The 22,638-nt window shown below is 66.9% G+C and carries 14 protein-coding genes; 9 read left to right on the forward strand and 5 right to left on the reverse strand.

Annotation, left to right across the window (positions count from 1 at the left end; translation table 11 throughout):
* Positions 1-48 precede the first annotated feature (48 nt).
* Positions 49-840, reverse strand: coding sequence for a hypothetical protein (locus AB431_RS07115; RefSeq protein ID WP_235435846.1), 792 nt, complete (start codon positions 838-840; stop codon positions 49-51).
* Positions 841-1,035: 195 nt separating this feature from the next.
* The gene (gene helR, locus AB431_RS07120; protein WP_369802993.1) at positions 1,036-3,240 is read right to left on the reverse strand and encodes an RNA polymerase recycling motor ATPase HelR; all 2,205 of its coding nucleotides are present in this window, start codon (positions 3,238-3,240) and stop codon (positions 1,036-1,038) included.
* A 95-nt stretch (positions 3,241-3,335) separates the two neighbouring features.
* Here helR and AB431_RS07125 point away from each other — a divergent pair, with 95 nt between their 5' ends.
* Entirely contained in the window at positions 3,336-6,629 is a 3,294-nt protein-coding gene (locus tag AB431_RS07125) for an error-prone DNA polymerase (protein WP_047329343.1), read from the forward strand.
* A gap of 1 nt (position 6,630) precedes the next feature.
* Here the strand turns inward: AB431_RS07125 and AB431_RS07130 are convergent, their stop codons facing one another.
* Both AB431_RS07130 and AB431_RS07135 read right to left on the reverse strand, forming a co-directional pair.
* Positions 6,631-7,926, reverse strand: a complete 1,296-nt coding sequence (locus AB431_RS07130; protein WP_047329344.1) for an HNH endonuclease signature motif containing protein — start codon at positions 7,924-7,926, stop codon at positions 6,631-6,633.
* Positions 7,927-8,265: 339 nt separating this feature from the next.
* Positions 8,266-8,676 carry a TIGR03667 family PPOX class F420-dependent oxidoreductase gene (locus tag AB431_RS07135; RefSeq protein WP_047329345.1) on the reverse strand — a complete coding sequence of 137 codons (411 nt, stop codon included), beginning with the start codon at positions 8,674-8,676 and terminating at the stop codon, positions 8,266-8,268.
* A 23-nt stretch (positions 8,677-8,699) separates the two neighbouring features.
* Here AB431_RS07135 and AB431_RS07140 point away from each other — a divergent pair, with 23 nt between their 5' ends.
* On the forward strand, positions 8,700-9,341 hold the full coding sequence (locus AB431_RS07140) for a nitroreductase family protein (RefSeq protein WP_047329346.1): 642 nt from the start codon (positions 8,700-8,702) through the stop codon (positions 9,339-9,341).
* A gap of 1 nt (position 9,342) precedes the next feature.
* Here the strand turns inward: AB431_RS07140 and AB431_RS07145 are convergent, their stop codons facing one another.
* Positions 9,343-9,807: a tRNA (cytidine(34)-2'-O)-methyltransferase gene (locus tag AB431_RS07145; protein WP_047333170.1), complete on the reverse strand. Its 465-nt coding sequence runs from the start codon at positions 9,805-9,807 to the stop codon at positions 9,343-9,345.
* Positions 9,808-9,839: 32 nt separating this feature from the next.
* On the opposite strand from AB431_RS07145, the gene AB431_RS07150 reads away from it, so the two are divergent.
* The 7 genes from AB431_RS07150 to AB431_RS07180 all read left to right on the forward strand — a co-directional run bounded on the left by AB431_RS07150 (position 9,840) and on the right by AB431_RS07180 (position 22,616).
* Positions 9,840-10,445: a bifunctional 2-polyprenyl-6-hydroxyphenol methylase/3-demethylubiquinol 3-O-methyltransferase UbiG gene (locus AB431_RS07150; RefSeq protein ID WP_047329347.1), complete on the forward strand. Its 606-nt coding sequence runs from the start codon at positions 9,840-9,842 to the stop codon at positions 10,443-10,445.
* 210 nt (positions 10,446-10,655) lie between these two features.
* Complete coding sequence (locus AB431_RS07155) at positions 10,656-13,235, forward strand: sensor histidine kinase (RefSeq protein WP_082135580.1); 2,580 nt, start codon at positions 10,656-10,658, stop codon at positions 13,233-13,235.
* On the forward strand, positions 13,232-13,645 hold the full coding sequence (locus AB431_RS07160; protein WP_047329349.1) for a roadblock/LC7 domain-containing protein: 414 nt from the start codon (positions 13,232-13,234) through the stop codon (positions 13,643-13,645). Before AB431_RS07155 ends, AB431_RS07160 begins: the two co-directional genes overlap by 4 nt.
* Positions 13,642-13,998: a DUF742 domain-containing protein gene (locus AB431_RS07165; RefSeq protein WP_047329350.1), complete on the forward strand. Its 357-nt coding sequence runs from the start codon at positions 13,642-13,644 to the stop codon at positions 13,996-13,998. The genes AB431_RS07160 and AB431_RS07165 overlap by 4 nt, the downstream gene beginning before the upstream one ends.
* Positions 13,979-14,551, forward strand: coding sequence for an ATP/GTP-binding protein (locus AB431_RS07170; protein ID WP_047329351.1), 573 nt, complete (start codon positions 13,979-13,981; stop codon positions 14,549-14,551). The genes AB431_RS07165 and AB431_RS07170 overlap by 20 nt, the downstream gene beginning before the upstream one ends.
* An 8-nt stretch (positions 14,552-14,559) precedes the next feature.
* The gene (locus AB431_RS07175; RefSeq protein ID WP_047329352.1) at positions 14,560-15,111 is read left to right on the forward strand and encodes a pentapeptide repeat-containing protein; all 552 of its coding nucleotides are present in this window, start codon (positions 14,560-14,562) and stop codon (positions 15,109-15,111) included.
* 467 nt (positions 15,112-15,578) lie between these two features.
* Positions 15,579-22,616, forward strand: coding sequence for a hypothetical protein (locus AB431_RS07180; RefSeq protein ID WP_047329353.1), 7,038 nt, complete (start codon positions 15,579-15,581; stop codon positions 22,614-22,616).
* Positions 22,617-22,638: the final 22 nt, after the last annotated feature.

A 22,638-nucleotide genomic window follows, 5' to 3' on the forward strand; every position in this document is an offset into this window, starting at 1 on the left:
CTTCACAAAGGGTTGACTCGCCCCGCCCCCGATAGTCATCGCGTTCGGTCAGCCCCGCTTACTGCGGGCCCCGCCGCTCTTGGTGCCGGTCTTGGCTGACGTGGCTTTCTTTGCGCTCGCCGAAGCGGCCGACGGGGCCTTCGACCGGTCCCGCGCCGAGCCCGCCACCCCAGATGCTCGCGGACTCGCCGTGGTCGCGGCCGCCGTGGGCTGCGACGTTGCCGCGCCTGCCTTCTTGAACGGCAGGACGATGGTCGGTGGCGTGGTGTAAAGGGCCTGAGTCAGCAGGTTTCGGACGACGATCGGAAGGCCGATCGGACCGTAGATGCCGAGCAGTCCGACCTCGTTGTTGAGGATGACGTCGAGGAACGCTGCCGGTGCTTCGAACACACCCACCAGCGGGTTGGCGCTGCCGGTGAAGGTGTTGATGGCGGACTGGACGGCGGCGATCGGTAACTGAAGTTGAGCGGCGATGATCGGCGGGAGCGCGTTGACTACCGTTGAACCGACGCTGATTACGCCGGTGAGGTGTGCGCTGATCTCCGCAGGGATCGAAGCACCCTGGCCGGTGAACAATTGGGCGGCGTAGATCAGCTGATTCAGCACCAGCTGGGTCACGACCGGAGCCAGCGGAATGGTGGGGCTCGGCAACGGAACGTTGTTGTTGACGCCGAATGCTGTCGCGGCGAGCTGAATTACGTTGGCTACCGTGTTGTTTGCCAGATCTGACCATGCGTCGGTGAGCTGGACTGCTTCAGCGGAAATTCGTGAGGGGGCGACGGCCATCTCGTGCGGCGTCGCGATCACGGGCGACAGGGCCAGGGCCCCAGCGGTGGTCATGGTTGCAACCGCGAGCAGCGAGCGACGGGCGGCATGTTCCATCGAAGAGTGCTCCTTCGTAGTGCGGTGCCGACGAGGCCTCGTCGACTTCTCTTCCCCGACCGGGAATCCGCTGTGGTCAGCATTCCAGGAGGGCCCGAGCAGCGCATGATAATTTGCTGAATCTGCAGCTGCATTCCCAAGTGCGAAAGCTCGTCAACTGTCGTAGTCGGCGAGACCGCTCAGGACCGCGGGCAGCGGGCGTTGATGTAACACGCCCAGCCGCTGGGTGGCGCGAGTGAGTGCAACGTAAAGCTCGGCAGCACCGCGCGGCCCGTCGGCGAGGATGCGGTCCGGTTCCACCACCAGCACCGCGTCGAACTCGAGACCCTTGGTCTCCGACGGCGCGACCGCGCCCGGAACACCCGGGGGCCCGATCACGACGCTGGTGCCCTCGCGGGCGGCTTCGTCCGTCACGAACTCTTCGATCGCGGCCGACAGGCGGTCCGCGGTGACCCGCCGAGACCAAGGGCGGATTCCGCACGCGCGCACCGACTCCGGCGCCGGGACGCCGGGCGCGAACTCGGCGAGCAGCGCGGCGGCGACGGTCATGATCTCGGCGGGCGTGCGGTAGTTCACCGACAATGACCGATAGACCCACCGGCCGGGTGCGTACGGCTCGAGCATCTGCGCCCAGCTTGTCGCCCCGGCCATCGAGCGGCGCTGGGCGAGGTCGCCGACGACGGTGAACGACCGGCTCGGGCAGCGACGCATCAGCACCCGCCAGTCCATCTCGGAGAGTTCCTGCGCCTCGTCGACCACGACGTGTCGGTAGGTCCAGTCGCGGTCGGCGGCGGCGCGCTCGGCCAGATCGCGGTAGTCGCGCTCGATGAAGCGTTCGGCGAGGTCCTCGGCGTCGATCAAGTCCTGCGCGAGCAGATGGTCCTCGTCGTCCATCAGGTCCTCGCGTGCGATCATGTTGTCCAACACGCCTGCTGCATAGCGTGTTTCGGCCTTGCGCTCCTGTTCAGCGGTATCGTCCGCGGCCTGATGCGGACCCAGCAGGTCGACCAGTTCGTCGAGCAGTGGAACGTCCGACACGGTCCAGGCGTCGCCGGCTTCCCGCCATAGCGCCGAGTCGGCGCCGGCGGCGCGCAACCGTTCGGGCGACGTGTACAGCGTCGCCAATACGTCCTCCGGCGTCAGGATCGGCCAGAGTTCGTCCAGGGCGGCGACGAACCGGTCGTTGTCGTCGAGCTCGGCGAGCAGATCCGCGCGCACCTTCTCCCAGGCCTCGCGATTGTCGCGGGTCAGCCAGCCGCGACCGATGCGGGCAATCGCCCGCTCGGTGAGGACGTAGGTGACGATCTCCTTGAATACCGCACGGGCCGTGTTGTGCGGCAGCCCGCTTGCGCGTGCCTCGTCGATCGCCCACTGGGCGGTGTCGGCGGCTATCTGCATCGTGACGTCCGCCAGCGGGATCTCCAGGACCTGTTCGGGCAGCCGTTGGCGGTCGGCGATGGCAGCGGCGAGTACATCCAGCATCGCGCGAGAACCTTTGAGGCGGGCGACTTCTGGGGTGTCTTCGGCGTCGACATGCAATCCGGGAACCAGATCACCGACCGTCACGAACACCACCTCCGACTCGCCGAGCGACGGCAGCACGCGGCCGATGTGGTTCATGAACGCCTGGTTGGGGCCGACGACCAGCACCCCGTGCCGCTCGATTCGCGCCCGTTGGGTGTAGAGGAGGTACGCGACGCGATGCAGCGCCACCACGGTCTTGCCGGTGCCGGGTCCGCCCTCGATGACCAGGACGCCCGGATGATCGAGCCGGATGATCTCGTCCTGCTCGGCCTGGATCGTCGCCACGATGTCGCGCATGCCTTCAGCGCGGGGAGCGTTGACCGCAGCGAGCAGGGCCGCATCACTGCTGAACGGACTGTCGTCCCCGGCGTCGGGATCCGGGCGACCGAAGACCTCATCGGTGAAATCAAGCAGCCGCCGGCCAAGGGATTGGAACTGGCGGCGCCGACGCATGCCCTCCGGGCTGGCGCCGGTGGCGACGTAGAACGCACGCGCGGCCGGTGCCCGCCAGTCGAGCAGCAGGGGTTCGTGGTCGTTGTCCTCGTCGAAGATGCCGATACGACCGACGTAGAGCCGCTCGCCCGAATGAGCGTCCAGCCGTCCGAAACACAGCCCATGGTCGGCCACGTCCAATCGTGCCGCCGACCGGGCAAGGGCACGCACCTCGGCGTCGCGGGCGACCAGAGTTCCGCCATCTTGCATGTCGATCGGGCCGCCGAGCGCGGCGCGGTACTGGGCCTTGACCCGCGCGCGCTTGGCGTCGAGCCGGTCATAGAGCCCGGCCAGGTAGTCCCGTTCGGACTCCAGCTCACGGTCGTGCGCCTGTGTCGTCATACCCCTCGTTCCCATCGACTCCATCCTTGTCTACTTTTCCCGGCGACTTTTCCCAGCGCCCGATCCGTAGAACACATGTTCGATAAGCTGTACCGGTGAGCTGGTTCAACGGGCCGCCGAGCTGGGGCGAGATGGAGCGGGTGCTCAACGGCAAGCCGCGCCGGCCAGGCTTGTCGCTCGGGGAGCCGCACGCCGACGGCGGGGACAGCCCGGCGTGGTCGCGCCGTCGGGAACCCTACGAGCCGATCGGCGACCGTACGCAGCGGTCGGCCGTGCCTTACGCCGAGCTGCATGCGCATTCGGCCTACAGCTTCCTCGATGGGGCCAGCACTCCAGAGGAACTGGTCGAGGAGGCGTCGCGGCTGGACCTGCGCGCCATTGCGCTGACCGACCACGACGGGCTCTACGGTGTGGTGCGCTTCGCCGAGGCTGCCAAGGAACTCGACATGCGCACCGTATTCGGTGCCGAACTCTCGTTGAGCAATACTGCCCGCACCGAGGTGCCCGACCCGCCGGGCCCGCACCTGCTGGTGTTGGCTCGTGGCCCGGAGGGCTACCGCCGGCTGTCGCGTCAGCTGTCCGCCGCGCATCTGGCCGGCGGCGAGAAGGGCAAGCCCCGCTATGACTACGACTCACTCACCGAGGCCGCAGGCGGGCATTGGCACATTCTCACCGGTTGTCGAAAAGGGCATGTCCGGCAGGCACTTTCACAGGGTGGTCCGGAGGCGGCGGCCGCGGCCCTGGCCGACCTGGTGGATCGATTCGGCCGGGACCGGGTCAGCATCGAGATCAGCAGCCATGGCGATCCGTTCGACGACGAGCGCAATGCCGCGCTGGCCGCACTGGCTCCACGGTTCGGAGTCGGGGTCGTCGCCACCACCGGAGCCCACTTCGCCGAGCCGGGCCGCGGTCGGCTGGCCATGGCCATGGGCGCGATCCGGGCGCGCCAGTCCCTGGATGAGGCGGCCGGTTGGCTGGCCCCGCTGGGTGGCTCACACCTGCGGTCCGGTGACGAGATGGCTCGGCTGTTCGCGCAGTACCCCGAATCTGTCAGCGCCGCAGCCTATCTCGGTGAGCAGTGCGCATTCGAGCTGGCACTGATCGCGCCGCAACTGCCCCCGTTCGACGTGCCGGACGGGCACACCGAGGACAGCTGGCTGCGTGAACTGGTGATGGTCGGTGCCGCCCGGCGCTACGGGCCGCGCGCCGGTGCGCCGGAGGCTTACGCCCAGCTCGAGCGCGAGCTCGAGGTCATCGCCACCTTGAAGTTCCCGGGCTACTTCCTGGTGGTTCATGACATCACGCGGTTCTGCCGGGAGAACGACATCCTGTGCCAGGGGCGGGGTTCGGCGGCCAACTCCGCGGTGTGCTACGCGCTCGGTGTTACCGCCGTCGACCCGATCGCCAACGAATTGCTCTTCGAACGGTTCCTGTCCCCGGCCCGTGACGGGCCACCCGATATCGACATCGACATCGAATCGGACCTGCGGGAGAAGGCCATCCAGTACGTCTACGACCGGTACGGACGCGACTACGCCGCACAGGTCGCCAACGTCATCACCTACCGTGGCAAGAGTGCCGTGCGCGACATGGCTCGTGCCCTCGGGTTCTCGCAGGGCCAGCAGGACGCCTGGAGCAAGCAGATCAGCCACTGGCACTCCGGTGCCGACTCACCTGACATCGAGGACATCCCCGAGCCGGTGGTCGACCTGGCGGTCCAGATCAAGAACCTGCCGAGGCACATGGGCATCCATTCCGGTGGCATGGTGATCTGTGACCGCCCGATCGCCGACGTGTGCCCGGTGGAGTGGGCGCGCATGGAGAATCGTAGCGTGCTGCAGTGGGATAAAGACGACTGTGCCGCAATCGGATTGGTGAAGTTCGACATGCTCGGCCTCGGCATGCTTTCAGCGCTGCATTACTGCATAGATCTGGTGGCCGAACACAAGGGCATCGAGGTCGACCTGGCACGCCTGGACCTGTCCGATCCCGCGGTCTACGAGATGTTGCAGAAGGCGGATTCGGTCGGGGTGTTCCAGGTGGAGTCGCGCGCCCAAATGGCCACGCTTCCACGGCTGAAGCCGCGGGTGTTCTACGACCTGGTGGTGGAGGTGGCGCTGATCCGCCCCGGACCTATCCAGGGTGGCTCGGTGCATCCCTACATCAAGCGGCGCAACGGCCTGGAGGAGGTCACCTACGACCACCCGTCGATGGAACCGGCGCTGCGAAAGACATTGGGTGTGCCGTTGTTCCAGGAGCAACTGATGCAGCTGGCGGTGGACTGCGCGGGTTTCTCGGCCGCGGAGGCCGACCAGCTGCGCCGGGCCATGGGCTCCAAGCGTTCCACCGAGAAGATGCGGCGGCTCCGTGACCGGTTCTACGCCGGGATGGCCGAGCGTCACGGCATCACCGGCGAGATTGCCGACCGGATCTACGACAAACTCGAAGCGTTCGCCAATTTCGGTTTCCCGGAGAGTCATTCGCTGAGCTTCGCCTCGCTGGTGTACTACTCCTCGTGGTTCAAGCTGTACCACCCGGCGGCGTTCTGCGCCGCGCTGCTGCGCGCTCAGCCGATGGGCTTCTACTCGCCGCAGTCGCTGGTTGCCGACGCCCGCAGGCACGGGGTCACCGTGCACGGACCCGACATCAACGCCAGCCTGGCGCACCCCACCCTGGAGAACACCGGGATGGAGGTTCGGCTGGGATTGGCCACCGTGCGGCACATCGGTGACGAACTGGCTCAACGCATCGTCGACGAGCGTGAGGCCGGCGGCCGGTATGCCTCGCTACTGGATCTGACTGGACGCGTGCAGCTTTCGGTGCCACAGACCGAGGCGCTGGCCACCGCGGGGGCATTGGGCTGCTTCTCGGTCACTCGCCGGGAGGGACTATGGGCGGCCGGTGCGGCAGCGACCCAGCGTCCCGACCGGTTGCCCGGCGTCGGCTCGTCGTCGCACGTGCCGGCGTTACCCGGCATGACCGAGGTGGAGTTGGCCGCCTCCGACGTGTGGGCCACCGGCATTTCGCCGGACAGCTATCCGACTCAGTTCCTGCGCGAAGACCTCGATGCGTTGGGAGTGGTTCCTGCCGATCGGTTGTTGGACGTGCCCGACGGCAGCCGGGTGCTGATCGCCGGGGCGGTGACGCACCGCCAACGGCCGGCCACCGCCCAGGGCGTGACGTTCATGAACATCGAGGACGAGACCGGCATGGTCAATGTGCTGTGCACGCCGGGGGTTTGGAACCGGCATCGCAAACTGGCTCAGACCGCGGCGGCGCTGCTGATTCGCGGACAGGTGCAGAACGCCACCGGGGCGGTGACCGTGGTGGCCGAGCGGATGGGCCGCATCACGATGAAGGTCGGCTCGCGCTCGCGGGATTTCCGGTGAGCTAGTCCTTTTCGTCGTCTTTGGGTAGCAGGCGTTCGGGGTGGTGGTAGTCGTTGGTGCCGCCGATGAGCGGAACATCGGGCGGCGGCATCCAGTGGGTTTGGCCGTTGGGGAGTTGCTGGGTGGTCCAGCCGTCGTTTTCGACCAGCAGGTTGTCGCATTTGCACGCCAGCGTGAGGTCGTCGATGTCGGTACTGCCGCCATGCTTCCAGTCCTTGGCAGCGTGGTGGACCTGGCTGTTGTAGCCGTTGACCGTGCAACCTGGCGCGGTGCAGCCGCGGTACTTGGCCAGCAACATGATTCGTTGGTCCGCCGAGGCCAACCGCTTGCTGCGGCCGAGCCATAGCGACTGCCCGGTGGCGCCGTCGAACACCGCCAGGTAGTGGTTGGCGGGGGTCGCCATCCGGATCAGGTCGGTGATCGGGATCAAGGTGCCGCCGGCGGTGACCGCGTGGCCGGCGCCGGCTTGTAGTTCCTGCAAGGTGGTGGTGACGATCATGGTCACCGGAAGACCATTGTGCTGACCGAGTTTCGGATCTCCCAACCGACCGCGCACCAAGTCCGCCAGCGCATCATGTTGGCGTTGCGCGTGACTACGCAGATCGGGCTCTTCACTGTCGGGGTTGGGTGCGGCGAATTTCGCCAACCACGCGTCCAGCATCGCCCGCAGCTCGGGGTCGGCCACCAACTTCCCGACGCTCATGCCATCGGCGCGCTGACCACCGCACCACAGGAACCCGCGCTTACGGGCTCGGTCCTCCTCAGAAAAATTGCCATCGGGGTTGAGGTGGGTGGCCAGCCGGTCGGCGACCTTTTCAAGCTGATCGGGCCGCATGGTCTGCGCATGCTCGGCGAGCGTGCGTTCGGCCTTCTCGATCTCTGCAGGGCTGACATGATCGGGTAGCTCACGAAAGAACTTCTGAATGACCCGCACATGCTCCCCGTCGAGATGGCCGGCCTCCCAGGCTTTCCCCGTCGCAGGCAACAGCGGCTGCAACTGCTCGCCGGTCAACGTTGTGCGAGGCGTCAACTGTTCGGCATCGCGGACCCGGCGCTTGGCGGTGGCACGGCTGATCCGAAGCGCGTCTGCCAGCACGATCGCGATCGGCGGACAGCCCTCGTAGCGCTCCAAATGGGTGATCTGATCGTGTGATACCGCGACCTGGCGGCGCACCGCACGTTCCAGCCGCTCCATTGCCGCGAACCGCTCCGGCGCGGGCAATTCCTCGATATCAGCGGCGCCCAACAATTCGACCGCGGCGTCCAGCGCATCCAACGCCATCGTGATCGAACTCATGTTCGAACAATATCTCGCCCGCCCGACAAAAACTTACGCCGAAATCAATCTGTGGACGAAGTCGAATCTGTGGAAAGCGTTGCGCCGCTAGATCGCGAAGGCAATCGGCAGCGTCAACGGACCACGGATGGCGGGGTATCGCGCAGGTGGGTGTGCCGGCCAGGGCGGGCTGCCGCGAATGGAGGTGCCGGAGGGCCGAGGCGATTTCCATTAGGGGGCCAGCGCCGCTCCTAAGCAGTAGTGGGCGCCGTACCCTAACGACAATGCGGCGCGGCCGGGGCGAAAATCGTTGGGCTGCTTGGCCAGCCGGATTCGGGCGGGGTAGCTAGCGTGCCGGCATCACTCAGTCGGTGTGGTCCACACCTTGTCGATGCTGATCCGCAGCCGCAGGTTGAAGCTGCCCATCGATGCTGTGAGGCCGAATTGATCTGACAGAGCACCATATTTCGCCCAGTACGGGGCGTCGTCGCGGGGATCGGCGTCCTCGCTGTCGACGGTAGCCGGGCCGCCGACGACAATGATGCCGCCACCGTTGCCGTCGGAATCCAGATTCAGGCTCACGCGCGGATGCGCGTCGATGTGGCGCACCTTGGCCGCGCTCGGCATCGTGTAGACGAGGACATCGGTGCCGTCGAAGAAGAACCACACCAGCTTGGGCACCGGCTGGCCGGATTTGGCCACCGTTGTCAGCCAGCCGTACTTGTCGTGGGTGAGCCGATCGACCACCTCTGAAGTCAGTTCAGTTGCCATAACGCCGAATGTAGTCTCAGCTCATGACACTCGATCTGACCGTTGATGAACTTCTGACTTCCACCCGATCGGTGCGCAAGCGGCTCGACTTCGACCGGCCCGTGCCGCGCGAGGTGCTGATGGAGTGTCTGGATCTGGCCCTGCAGGCGCCGACAGGCTCCAATGCCCAAGGCTGGCAGTGGGTCTTCGTCGAGGACCCCGCCAAGAAGAAGGCGCTGGCCGATATCTACCGGGCCACCGGCACGCCCTACCTCGACATGCCCGCGCCGGTCCGCGGCGACATGCGCGATGCACAGATGGACTCGGTGCTCAGCTCGGCCAAGTACCTCAATGAGAACCTCGAGAAGGCTCCGGTGTTCCTGATCCCGTGCCTGGAAGGCCGCCCGGACGGCGCCCCCGCCGGCATGCAGGCGTCCTACTGGGGTTCCCTCATCCCCGCCGTCTGGAGTTTCATGCTGGCCCTGCGGTCGCGGGGGCTGGGCTCGGCGTACACGACGCTGCACCTGATCGGGGACGGCGAAAAGCAGGCCGCCGAACTGCTCGGCATCCCGTTCGACCGGTACACCCAGGGCGGCCTCTGGCCCATCGCTTACACCAAGGGCACCGACTTCAAGAAGGCCAAGCGGCTGCCGGCCGAGGAGCTCACCCACTGGGACACCTGGTGAGCTAGATCCCACCTTCGAAGCCGTGCTGGCGCCACGCTTCGTAGGCCACCACCGCGGCGGCGTTCGACAGATTCAGCGACCGCCGGCCCGCCAGCATCGGGATCCGCACCTGTTGGGTGATGTGCGGGTCGGCGAGCGTCGCCGCATCCAAACCCGTCGGCTCCGGTCCGAACAGCATGACGTCGCCCGGCTCGTAGGCGATATCGAACGACGACCGCGTGGCATGCGCGGTGAACGCGTATACCCGCGCGCCGGCCACCGCGGCCCACGCCTGCTCCAGGTTGGCGTGAACCGTCACCGACGCCAGGTCGTGATAGTCCAGGCCGGCCCGGCGGAGCTTCGGTTCGGAAAGGTCGAACCCCAACGGCTCCACCAGATGCAATTCACATCCGGTCGCCGCGACCATGCGGATGGCATTACCGGTGTTCGGTGCGATCCGCGGCGAATAGAACATCAGCCTGAACACGACCACCCTCCGGTCACGCGGATAATGGCGGCATGGTCGAGACCAGTCTTTGGATGCAGAAAGTCGCGGCTGATCCGGGACATTCGCGTTGGTACATCGAGCGTTTCCGCGCGATGGAGCGCGCCGGTGACGACGTGGTCGGCGAAGCCCGGTTCGTCGACGCACTGGCGCGTCGAGGCTCCCATATTCTCGACGCCGGCTGTGGCTCCGGCCGGGTAGGCGGCTACCTGGCCGGCGTCGGTCACCGGGTGGTCGGGGTCGACGTCGATCCAGCACTCGTCGAGGCGGCCGAACACGATCATCCCGGCCCGCGCTGGCTCGTTGGTGACCTCGCCGAATTGGACCTGCCTGCGCGCGGCATCGCCGAGCAGTTCGACATCATCGTGTCGGCGGGCAACGTGATGACGTTCCTCGCGCCGAGCACCCGGGTGCAGGTGCTGTCGCGACTGCGTGCTCACCTCAAGGCTGGCGGGCGTGCGGTCATCGGCTTCGGCGCCGGGCGCGAGTACTCCTACAGCCAGTTCCTGGACGACGCCGTCGAAGCCGGGTTCGCCGTCGATCTGCTGCTGTCCACCTGGGATGTGCGGCCGTTTACCGATGACTCCGACTTTCTCGTCGCGCTGCTCAAGCCAGCTTAGGCAATTCGTGTGAGTTGATGATCTCAGTTGTGCCGCAGCGCAATTTGCTCGGCACCCCGCAACGTGAATTGACCGGGGGTCACCGGTATCTCTCTGTTCAGTAACGACTCTGGAGATGCTGGGCATTGGCTGTCATACTCGACGAATTGCCAGGGGTTATGCGCAGCTCCGTTGTGGGCAACACGGGCAGCGATGACCAGGAAGTCACCGATGATTCAGACTCAACAGCCAACAACCGTGCCGCCGAAGCGGCCGTCGCGGTGGTCGCTGGGCAACTGGCCCGTGCGGGGCAAAGTGTTTGCGATCGTGGCCGTTCCGCTGGCGCTGGCGCTCGCCTTTGCCGGCGCCCGCATCTGGGATGGCGTGAATTCGGCGCGGGATCTGCAGGTCGCCGCCGATCGCGTCCAGATGATCCCGGTGATCGAGAGCTACGTCGGTGCGCTGCAGGGCGTGCTTCTGGCGTACTCGTCGAACGGGGACACCCAATCGGCGGCAAACACATTCGACAAGAACAAGGCCGCACTACAGAACAAGCTGAACAGCACCGACGTCGCACCCGACGTCCGGACCGGCGTGACCAACCTGCTCACCGGTGGCCAACAGCTGGTGGGCGCGGTGTCGGCCAACACCATCGGGCTGCGTGACCGGATCACCGGCTACGCGCCGATCCTGCTGACCGCCGAGGACGCCATCAACGGATCGGTGCGCCTGGACGACGAAAAACTGCTCGCTCAGACCCAGGGCCTGAGCCGTGCGGTCGGCGCTCGCGGACAGATGTTCATGCAGGAGCTGCTCGTCGAACAGGGCGGCGACCTGCCCGAGCCGGAGCTGCGCACGTCGATGATCACGCTGGCCGGCACGGAACCCTCGACGTTGTTCGGAATGAGCCAGGTGCTCGGCGTCGGCTCTCCGGAGGCCAAGACGCTGCAGAGCCAGATGGTCGGCCGGATGGGCATCATGTCCAGCCCTGACGCCACCCTGGCCGGCAATGCCGACCTGCGTCAGTCGCTGCAGGCCACCGACGCCATCGCGGAGAAGGTCGTCGCGAGCACCACCGATGAGGTCACCTCGTCGGTGCAGCAGATGGCGACCGACCGCAGGCACGCCGTCATCCGCGACGCCCTGCTGGTGCTGGCCGCGTTCATCGCGGCGCTGGTCGTGGTGTACCTGGTCGCGCGGTCCCTGGTCCGTCCGCTGCGCATTCTGCGCGACAGCGCGTTGCGCGTCGCGCACACCGATCTGGAGCAGGGCATCGCCCGGGTCCGGGCCGGCGACGAGCGTGAACCCGAGCCGCTGCCGGTCTACACCACCGAGGAGGTCGGCCAGGTCGCCCATGCGGTCGACGAGCTGCACACCCAGGCACTGCTGCTGGCCGGTGACGAGGCCCGGCTGCGGCTGGTGATCAACGAGATGTTCGAGACGATGTCGCGCCGCAATCGCTCGCTGGTCGACCAGCAGCTCTCGCTCATCGACCGGCTGGAACGCAATGAGAAGGATCCCGAGCGGCTCGACAACCTCTTCCGGCTCGATCACCTGGCCACCCGGATGCGCCGCATCGGCTCCAACCTGCTGGTGCTGGCGGGTGCGCAGGTGTCCCGCGACCACCGCGAGTCCTTGCCGTTGGCCAATGCCGTCAACGCCGCGGTCTCCGAAGTCGAGGACTACAAGCGGGTGGAGGTCGGCGAGGTGCCAGACTCGGCCCTGATCGGGCGCGTCTCCGCCGACGCGGTACACATGCTCGCCGAATTGATCGACAACGCACTGCGCTATTCACCGCCGATCTCGCCGGTGCGTGTCAGCGCGGGGCACACCAGTAACGCCGGGGTACTGATCGAGGTGCACGACGACGGCATCGGCATGACCGACAGCGACCTGCGGATCGCCAACATGCGGCTGCACGCCGGCGGCGAGGTCAGCCAGGACAACACCCGGCACATGGGCCTGTTCGTGGTTGGCCGGCTGGCGCACATGCACGGCATGGAGGTGCGGCTGCGCAACGCCGTCGAGGGGGAGCCGTCGTCGGGGACCACCGCCGAGCTCTACATCCCGGCCAAACTGCTCGAGCACGGCGAGGCGATCGGGGACGACGCCCGCCGCTACGACGCGCCGACTGAACCAGCTGTCGAGGAAGACGCGCCCGCCGCGCCGTTCCCGGCGGTGGTCGAGCCCGGCGTCGTCGACTCGAGCGGCCTACCGCGACGCTCACCGGGTTCCAGCGGGATCACCGGCGCGCCAACGCCACAACCGAAGCCCGAGCCCGAACCCGAGCCGCAGCCCTCACTGTGGTTCGCCGACGCGGGATCCGTTGCCGAGAACGAGCACGCCTCGGACACCTCGCGCTTCTTCACCGCGCGTGCCCGCGCCGAGGAGGCGCGCGAGGAGCACCTCGACATCAGCGACATGGATGTGCTGGCCGCCGACCTGTCGGCACCCGATTTCGAGGACACCGACACCGACTTCATCTACCAGAAAATGCTCAACGAGCTGATGGTCGACCCGCACACCATCGCGGTGCCTCAGGATTGGAAGTCGGTGTGGGACAACGGCTGGGAGACCGCAGCCGAGGTGGACAACGTGCCGGTGCAGGACCACACCGAACACGGCCTGCCGGTGCGCGATCCCGGCGCCCGGCTGGTGCCCGGCGCCGCGGAGCCGGTCTCGGCACCTGCTCTCCCGCAACGTGATCCCGACGCGGTCCGGTCCTCGTTCAGCAGCCACTTCGGTGGCGTGCGGGCCGCGCGTTCCGACCTCCAGGCCGGGTCCGCAGAGAACGGAAAAGACCACACATGACCTTGCCCCAGCGGCCACAGAACAATTCACTCGACTGGCTGGTTTCCAACTTCGCCCGTGAGGTGCCCGGTGTCTCACACGCGGTGCTGGTGTCGGTCGACGGGCTGCTGATCGCGGCCAGCGAGCAACTGCCGCGGGAACGCGCCGAGCAGCTCGCCGCGGTGACGTCCGGCCTGGCCAGCCTGGCCGCCGGGGCCGCGCAGCTCTTCGAGGCGGGCCAGGTCCTGCAATCGGTGGTCGAGATGGCCGGCGGCTTCCTGCTGGTCATGCGGGTGGGCGACGGATCTCACCTGGCCACACTGGCCGCTCCGAACTGTGACATCGGCCAAATCGGTTACGAGATGGCGGTTTTGGTTGAACGAGTGGGCAATGTCGTCTCGTCGTCACGGCGGGCCGCGCAACCGTCGTGACCGGTGATGCCGAGGCGAACCTGGTGCGCCCCTACACGCTGACCGCGGGACGCACCGACACCTCCGTCGAACTCCCGATCGAGGCGCCGATCACCACGATGCCGTCGGCGGAAGAGCAGCACTGGCCGTCGGGTGACATGCGCGGGCGCATCTGCGAGCTGTGCGTCGACCGCCCATCTGTGGCCGAAATCTCAGCGCTATTGGATCTTCCGCTCGGCGTCGCGCGCGTCCTCGTCGGTGACCTGGTGACGGCGGGTTATCTTCGGGTAGAGACCACTTTGACCGACCGCTCGACATCGGACGAGCGCCGCAGCCTGATAGGAAGGACCCTTCGTGGCCTACGAGCCCTCTGAGGGGCGATCATCCGCGTCGACGAAGATCGTCGTCGCAGGTGGGTTCGGCGCAGGCAAGACCACATTCGTCGGGGCGGTGTCGGAGATCATGCCGTTGCGCACCGAGGCGATGGTGACCGACACCTCCGCCTCGGTGGACGCGCTGGACGCCACCCCGGGCAAGTCGACGACGACGGTGGCCATGGACTTCGGCCGTATCACCCTCGACCAGGACCTGGTGCTCTACCTGTTCGGCACACCGGGCCAGCGCCGGTTCTGGTTCATGTGGGACGACCTGGTGCGCGGCGCGATCGGGGCGATCATCCTGGTCGATGTGCGCCGCCTGCAGGACAGCTTCGCCGCCGTCGACTTCTTCGAGCACCGAAAGATGCCGTTCCTGATCGCAGTCAACGAATTCGACGGTGCACCAAGGTATCCCACTGATGAAGTGCGCCGGGCGCTGACCTTGCCGGAGACCACTCCGGTGGTGACCGTCGATGCCAGAGACCGCAAGTCGGCGACCGATGCGCTGATCGCGATCAGTGAGTACGCGCTGGCCGGCCTGGCCAGTTAGAGCCGCCCGTGCAGCACTGGACCGACCGCGAATTCGTCGGCCACGACTTTCGCGACGAGGATCTCTCCGGCCTGCACACCGAACAGGTGGTGTTCACCGAATGTGACTTCGGCGGCGCGAACCTGTCCGAGTCCATTCATCAGGGGTCGGCGTTCCGCAACTGCCGGTTTCTGCGAACCACTCTCTGGCACAGCACCTTCCGGAATTGCAGTATGCTCGGCTCGACGTTCGAAGACTGTCGCCTTCGCCCGATCGTCTGTGACGAGGTCGATTTCACGCTCGCGGTCCTCGGCGGCGCCGACCTGCGCGGGGTCGACCTGTCCGGATGCCGGTTGCGCGAAGCCGGCCTGGTGCAGGCCGATCTGCGCAAGGCGGTGCTGCGCGGCGCGGATCTGACCGGCGCGCGGACCAACGGCCTGCGGCTGGAGCAGGCCGACCTGCGGGGCGCACGCATCGACCCGACGCTGTGGACCACCGCGGCGTGCCGGGGGGCACGCATCGACATCGCGCAGGCGCTGGCGTTCGCGGCCGCGCACGGCCTCGACGTCAGCGGCGGTTGAGCGCGCAGATGCGTCGATGTCGACGAGCGGGATCGCGGCATCGCCTGCGTTTGGTTTGCCAGGTGTGACGCTCCCCGTAAAGACACGGCGACGCCACCGATTGTTCACCGATCAACCAATATGCCCCTGATTGCCCTCGTTGGTTCTGTTCGCCCGTCCCTTACTGCGACTCAATCCATTTGATCTAGCGGACCATCTGCTGAAGGTAATTGTTCAGGACGTCAGCGATCCCACACCAACGGCACGATTATGTGATATAGCTCAGGCGAACATTTGCTGCATAGCTGTCGGAGGGGCGATGCGATGAGGGCTGACTCATTGCTGCAAGCGAGCGATGGCGCGCGAGGCAGCCTGATTCGCGTGGTGACCGGACCACGTCGATGACTGCGGCCGCCGGGCAGGGGGAGTCCACGCGTCACCTCCGGCGGGCCAGGTCTGTCGGGGGCCGGCATCGAATTTCGACAGGCATGGTGCGGCCGGTTGAGGACGCCGCGGGCGGGTGGTCGTTGGTTCCGGTAGCCCGTTCGACCCCTCCCATCGGTCGGGTGGGCGCGTTGGCGGTGGCCCTGGGCGTCGGCGTTGTGGTCGTGGGGTTCCCGGCCGTCGCCGCCGCCGACACCGGTACCGCCAATCAGGCGGGATCGCCCACACCATCCGGGCCGCAGAAGTCCGTTGGCACACCGCACAGGCCGCGAATCAACGGAACCGGGACCGCGACCGATTCCGCTTCCGATCCGACAGGTCAGCAGTCGGGCGCCGGAAGGACCGGTCGCGGGTCGAACCCTGCCACGAACTCCGGCAGCGCCACTGATCCGGCACCGAAACGACGCGCGGCGGTCCCGTCCGCCCCAGACGCCGGGAAGGGCAAGACTTCCGGGCTGACCACCGCCGCGGCGTCACCCGCCGAATCCGAGCCCATCGAGCAGCTCTCCTCGCGGCCATCGGTGGGACGCGCGAACAGTGCTCAGGGCGTGCCCACGGTTGCGGACGTCCCATCGACTTCGGCTGACTCACAGACCGTGACGGCCCAGGAGGCCGGCGCGGCGGTCATGACGGTCGCGCCCCAGGGCTCGGTGTCGGGCACGGGAGGCAGCCTGCGTGACCACCTCGGTGGGGGCGCACAAGACGACGCTCCGATCGGCGGTCCGCTGGCATGGGCGGCGTTGGCTGCAAGTAGGCGTGAACGGCCCCGCGCCGCACGCACAGTCCCGTCGGCGTCCAGCGCGAGCACCGGTGAAACGTCGTCTGACCCGGCGGCCGCCGCGCGGGCCTCGGCCGTGGCGCCGAACCCGATCGCCGACTTCATCCGCATCTTCGTCGGCGACGGAACTGCCGATCATCCCGACGCGGGAATCCTGTTCGGCAACGGTTTCAGCTACACCGGTTACGCGGGCGCGTGCACCAGCGGGGCGTGCAACGGCGGTAGCGCCGGACTCTTCGGCGGTAATGGCGGCAACGGGTTCAACGGCGGTGACGGCGGCGCTGCGGGCTTGTTCGGTGACGGTGGTGACGGCGGTACCGGTGCCCTCGGCATCAACAACGGTGACGGCGGCAACGGCGGCAGGGGCGGCCTGTTCTTCGGCGACGGGGGCAAGGGTGGTACCGGCGCCGCGGCAGGAGCGACCGGTAACGGCGGCGCGGGAGGCAATGGCGGAGACGCCGGAATGCTCTCGATCCGAGGCTCGGGCGGCGCCGGTGGTGACGGCGGACGTGGCGGCACCGAAAGCGGGGCCGGCGGTCACGGCGGCAATGGCGGTAGTGGCGGCCTCGTCTACGGCAACGGTGGTATGGGCGGCCGTGGCGGAGCCGGTGCGGACGCCGGCGGCGCCGGCGGTGATGGTGGCCGCGCGGCGCTGCTGGCCGGTAACGGCGGCGACGCCGGCGCGGGTGGGCAAGCATCCCTGCCGTTGGGGACCGCCGGCATGGGCGGCATGGGCGGCAAGGGCGGCCTGCTGTTCGGGCGGGACGGCGGAATGGCCGCGCCGCCCGGAGCGGCAGCGGCGCGAACCGTGACGATGGCTTTGGCGGTCGCAGATCTGTCGTTCAGCGGGTGTGGGATCGACCCGTTCTGCTATGCGCTACAAGCCGCGATGGCAGCGGCACAGCCGTTGATCATCGACGGAATCGCCTCTCTGGTAACGGCTTTCGATCCTTCGGCGGGTCCGATCGCCAAGCTGGTAGGATCAGCGTTCTTCACGATTCTGGACGCGTTGATGTTCAACGATCTGGGACTGTTGCCGTCGACGGTGCAGAATCTGGTCACCGACCCGACGATGCTCACCTGGATATCCTCGACGGTCGCCGGCAACTCGGCGCTGGCCGCTCTGCCGCCGGACCTGCGAGCCACCCTGGGTAATGCGGTCGCATACTTCCTGCAAGAATCGCTGGGCAATCAAACCGTGGCGGACGCGCTGACCCCGGTCTTTTCGTCAGTGCCGCTGCCCACGAGCTTCTTGGGGCTCGCGGACTGGCTGGCGCACTTCATCTTCAGTGGGTTCGACTTCAAGCAAACCCTGCAGGACATGATCGGCACGCCGGTCGAGGATTCGCTCAGTGCGTTCTTCGCCAACCCCGCGGTCCAGCAGCAGTTCGGAACGGCGTTCACCGGTGCGATCAATGTGCTGACCGGGTCGACGTCCCCGTCATGGGCGACTCCGGTCAGCTCGACGGCTCTCGCGGACTATCTCGGCCAGCTGGCCGCCGGTTCGTTGCCGCCCGGCATGAGTCCCGCTGCACCAGTGGTGAGCACGGTCGTCAGCTCGGCCATCGTCGCGCTGCTGGCGTCGGTCGGTGGAAGCGTGGCAAGCCAATTCGGCACCGCTTACACCACATTCATGGCGCAACCAGGAGTCAGCAGCACGTTGGCCAACCTCGTCGCCAACTACCTGCTGAGCGTCGTCGACGGGTCGCCGCTGCCCGCGCCGCCCAACACCTTGCCGTCGGCCGCGCAGGTGACCTTCAGCGCGCTGGTGACGAGTCTGCTGTCCGGATCGGTGCCCTCAGCCGTGGGCACGTTCATCAGCAGTGTGGTTTCCGGACTCGCGGTGTCTCCGGTAGTGCAGCAGGTTGCCGGCACACAAGTCACTGATTACGTGGCGACGATGTTGGCGGGTAATCCGATCGCCGGGCCGGTGAGTACCGCGGTTGGTCAAGCGGTGCAGACGCTGCTGGCGAGCACGACGTTCACCGGCGAAATCGCCACGGTGCTAGGTGGATTGGTTCCCGGATTCCTGGCGCAGCCGGGTCTGGTTGGTGCACTGTCGGCTACTGCGGGCACGCTGGCCAGTGCGGTCTTCTCGGGGACAGCCCCGTCGGCGGCGCTGGCCGCCGTGTTGGCTGCGTTGCAGGGTGATCCCGTTGTTCAGAACGCCGTGCAGGCCACCACGTCCACGACGGTGAACGCGCTGCTGAGCGATCTGGCGGTGTGGCAGGTGGTCGGCTCGGCGTTGTCGACGATGGTCAATCAGCTTCTCACTGATGCGGTGGTGCAGCAGTACGCCGCTCAGCAGGTGACGGCGTTTGTGGCGTCGGCGTTGGTGGGCAATCCGATCGCCGGGCCGGTGAGTACCGCGGTTGGTCAAGCGGTGCAGACGCTGCTGGCGAGCACGACGTTCACCGGCGAAATCGCCACGGTGCTAGGTGGATTGGTTCCCGGATTCCTGGCGCAGCCGGGTCTGGTTGGTGCACTGTCGGCTACTGCGGGCACGCTGGCCAGTGCGGTCTTCTCGGGGACAGCCCCGTCGGCGGCGCTGGCCGCCGCGTTGGCTGCGTTGCAGGGTGATCCCGTTGTTCAGAACGCCGTGCAGGCCACCACGTCCACGACGGTGAACGCGCTGCTGAGCGATCTGGCGGTGTGGCAGGTGGTCGGCTCGGCGTTGTCGACGATGGTCAATCAGCTTCTCACTGATGCGGTGGTGCAGCAGTACGCCGCTCAGCAGGTGACGGCGTTTGTGGCGTCGGCGCTGGCGGGTAATCCGATCGCCGGGCCGGTGAGTACCGCGGTTGGTCAAGCGGTGCAGACGCTGCTGGCGAGCACGACGTTCACCGGCGAAATCGCCACGGTGCTAGGTGGATTGGTTCCCGGATTCCTGGCGCAGCCGGGTCTGGTTGGTGCACTGTCGGCTACTGCGGGCACGCTGGCCAGTGCGGTCTTCTCGGGGACAGCCCCGTCGGCGGCGCTGGCCGCCGCGTTGGCTGCGTTGCAGGGTGATCCCGTTGTTCAGAACGCCGTGCAGGCCACCACGTCCACGACGGTGAACGCGCTGCTGAGCGATCTGGCGGTGTGGCAGGTGGTCGGCTCGGCGTTGTCGACGATGGTCAATCAGCTTCTCACTGATGCGGTGGTGCAGCAGTACGCCGCTCAGCAGGTGACGGCGTTTGTGGCGTCGGCGCTGGCGGGTAATCCGATCGCCGGGCCGGTGAGTACCGCGGTTGGTCAAGCGGTGCAGACGCTGCTGGCGAGCACGACGTTCACCGGCGAAATCGCCACGGTGCTAGGTGGATTGGTTCCCGGATTCCTGGCGCAGCCGGGTCTGGTTGGTGCACTGTCGGCTACTGCGGGCACGCTGGCCAGTGCGGTCTTCTCGGGGACAGCCCCGTCGGCGGCGCTGGCCGCCGCGTTGGCTGCGTTGCAGGGTGATCCCGTTGTTCAGAACGCCGTGCAGGCCACCACGTCCACGACGGTGAACGCGCTGCTGAGCGATCTGGCGGTGTGGCAGGTGGTCGGCTCGGCGTTGTCGACGATGGTCAATCAGCTTCTCACTGATGCGGTGGTGCAGCAGTACGCCGCTCAGCAGGTGACGGCGTTTGTGGCGTCGGCGCTGGTGGGCAATCCGATCGCCGGGCCGGTGAGTACCGCGGTTGGTCAGGCTGTGCAGACGTTGTTGACGGTGCCGGCGATCACGGGTGGGTTGGCGGCGTTGGTGGGTGCTGCGTTGCCGACGATTCTAAGTCAGCCGGGGGTGCCGGTCGCGTTGGCGGACGCCGCGGGTGGTCTTGCTGCGGCTGTGGTTGCCGGGCAGGATCTTTCGGCTGCGCTGGCTACAGCGCTCGCCGAATTGCGAGCGAATGTTGATATTCAGCATGCTGCTGATGTCGTGACGACGATGGCGGTGCAGGCGGCGTTGACGGATGCCGCGGTGTGGCAGGTGGTCGGCTCGGCGTTGTCGACGATGGCCAACCAACTCCTCACTGATGCGGTGGTGCAGCAGTACGCCGTCCAGCAGGTGACGGCGTTTGTGGCGTCGGCGCTGGCGGGCAACCCGATCGCCGGGCCGGTGAGTGCGGCGGTTGGTCAGGCTGTGCAGACGTTGTTGACGGTGCCGGCGATCACGGGTGGGTTGGCGGCGTTGGTGGGTGCTGCGTTGCCGACGGTGTTGGGTCAGCCGGGGGTGCCGGTCGCGTTGGCGGACGCCGCGGGTGGTCTGGCTGCGGCTGTGGTTGCCGGGCAGGATCTTTCGGCCGCTCTGGCTACAGCGCTCGCCGAATTGCGAGCGAATGTTGATATTCAGCATGCTGTCGATGTCGTGACGACGATGGCGGTGCAGGCGGCGTTGACGGATGCCGCGGTGTGGCAGGCGGTCGGCTCGGCGTTGTCGACGATGGTCAACCAGCTTCTCACCGATGCGACGGTGCAGCAGTACGCCGTCCAGCAGGTGACGGCGTTTGTGGCGTCGGCGCTGGCGGGCAACCCGATCGCCGGGCCGGTGAGTGCGGCGGTTGGTCAGGCTGTGCAGACGTTGTTGACGGTGCCGGCGATCACGGGTGGGTTGGCGGCGTTGGTGGGTGCTGCGTTGCCGACGATTCTAAGTCAGCCGGGGGTTCCGGTCGCGTTGGCGGACGCCGCGGGTGGTCTGGCTGCGGCTGTGGTTGCCGGGCAAGATCTTTCGGCTGCTCTGGCTACAGCGTTGGCGCAGCTTCGGGCGAATATCCAGATCCAAGGTGCGGCGCAGACAGTCGTTGTCATGGCGGTGCAGGTGGCGTTGGCTGATGCCGCGGTGTGGCAGGCGGTCGGCTCGGCGTTGTCGACGATGGTCAACCAGCTTCTCACCGATGCGGTGGTGCAGCAGTACGCCGTCCAGCAGGTGACGGCGTTTGTGGCGTCGGCACTGGCGGGCAATCCCATCGCCGGGCCGGTCAGCACCGCAGTTGGTCAGGCCGTGCAGACGTTGTTGGCAGCACCAGGAATGAGCAGTGGACTGGCTGTAGTGATCGGCTCGGTGCTGCCGGAGTTCTTCAGCCAGATCGGAGTACCCGGCTCCTTGGCCGTGGTTGCCGGTCAGATCGTGAGGGCAATCGTCGCCGGCCAAGACCTGTCGACAGTGTGGCCCGTGGTCCTTGAACAGCTGCGATTGAACCTGGCAATAACCGGTGGGCTGAAGACGACCGTCGCGGCCATCCTCGAGCTGGTCAATACGACCTTGTTGAGCATCCCGTCGATTCAGCAGGCGATCGGCACGACGATCACCACATTGATCACCGACCTTGCCGGCAGCGCGGTCGTGCGGGCCTTCGTCGGGGACCAACTCGGTCCGACGATCGGCAGCGCCATCGTTGCCCTGCTGGCGAACAGCGCCGCCGTCGAGGTCCTCGCATCCGTGCTCGGCTCGACTGTCACCGACTTCTTGGCCTATTCAGGGTTCACCACCGCGGTGATCGGTGCCGCGAATCAGTTCGCCGACGCGGTACTCGACGGCACCGAACTGTCCGCTGCTCTGCAGACCGCGTTGGCGGCGCTGCAGGCCAACCCCGCCTTCACCGCGGCGCTGAACGCCATCATCCCGGAGTCTGTGCGGTCAATCCTCACCAACGGCTCGGTACTGGTGGCGGCCGGGATAGCGGCACAAATCGTCGTAGTCAACCTTCTCAAAGACAATGGCATCACCAGCCCGTTCCTGGACGGCGTCGCGGGCCAGGTCACCAAGGTGGCGGTGATGTCCTTGCTGGCCAGAGCGGCCATCGTCAAGCTGGTCTACAGCATCGCCGTCGATCTGCTGGGCGGAATGCCGTTGGATCAGCTCAAAGACGTGGTGATCAACGCCGTGTTGCGAGAGCCTGACGTTCAGATCGCATTGGGCATGTCCCTGGGGCAGGGCGTCGGATCGCTATTCGGAGACAACATCATCGGTGCTGTCATCGGCACGACAACCGGGATAACCCTCTCGATCATGCTCGGAGTGGTGGGCGCGCTGTCCGGACTCTTCATGAACCGCCAAGGCGGCACCGGCGTGGGTCCGGGCGGCTTCGCCCGATCCGTCGGCCGGCAGGACCTGTACGCGATGACCGTCGCGAGTGATCCCGGCAAACCATCCGGACGAAGGATCGCTGCCGGCGTCCCATTGGTGATCACCCACATGGCAATCGGCGGGCCGGGTCGGCAGACATCGGTCGACCTGACCGTACGTGTCGAAACGGAGGCGGCTCAGGCGCTTTCGGTCGACTTCACCTTCCGACTCGAGTCGCTGCTCGGAATGCAGCCCTCAGCACCCGTCGAGCAGGTCGCCTGACGCGCACGCCGCCGACTTCGAT

This window comes from Mycobacterium sp. EPa45 (genome assembly GCF_001021385.1).
Taxonomy (GTDB): Bacteria; Actinomycetota; Actinomycetes; order Mycobacteriales; family Mycobacteriaceae; genus Mycobacterium.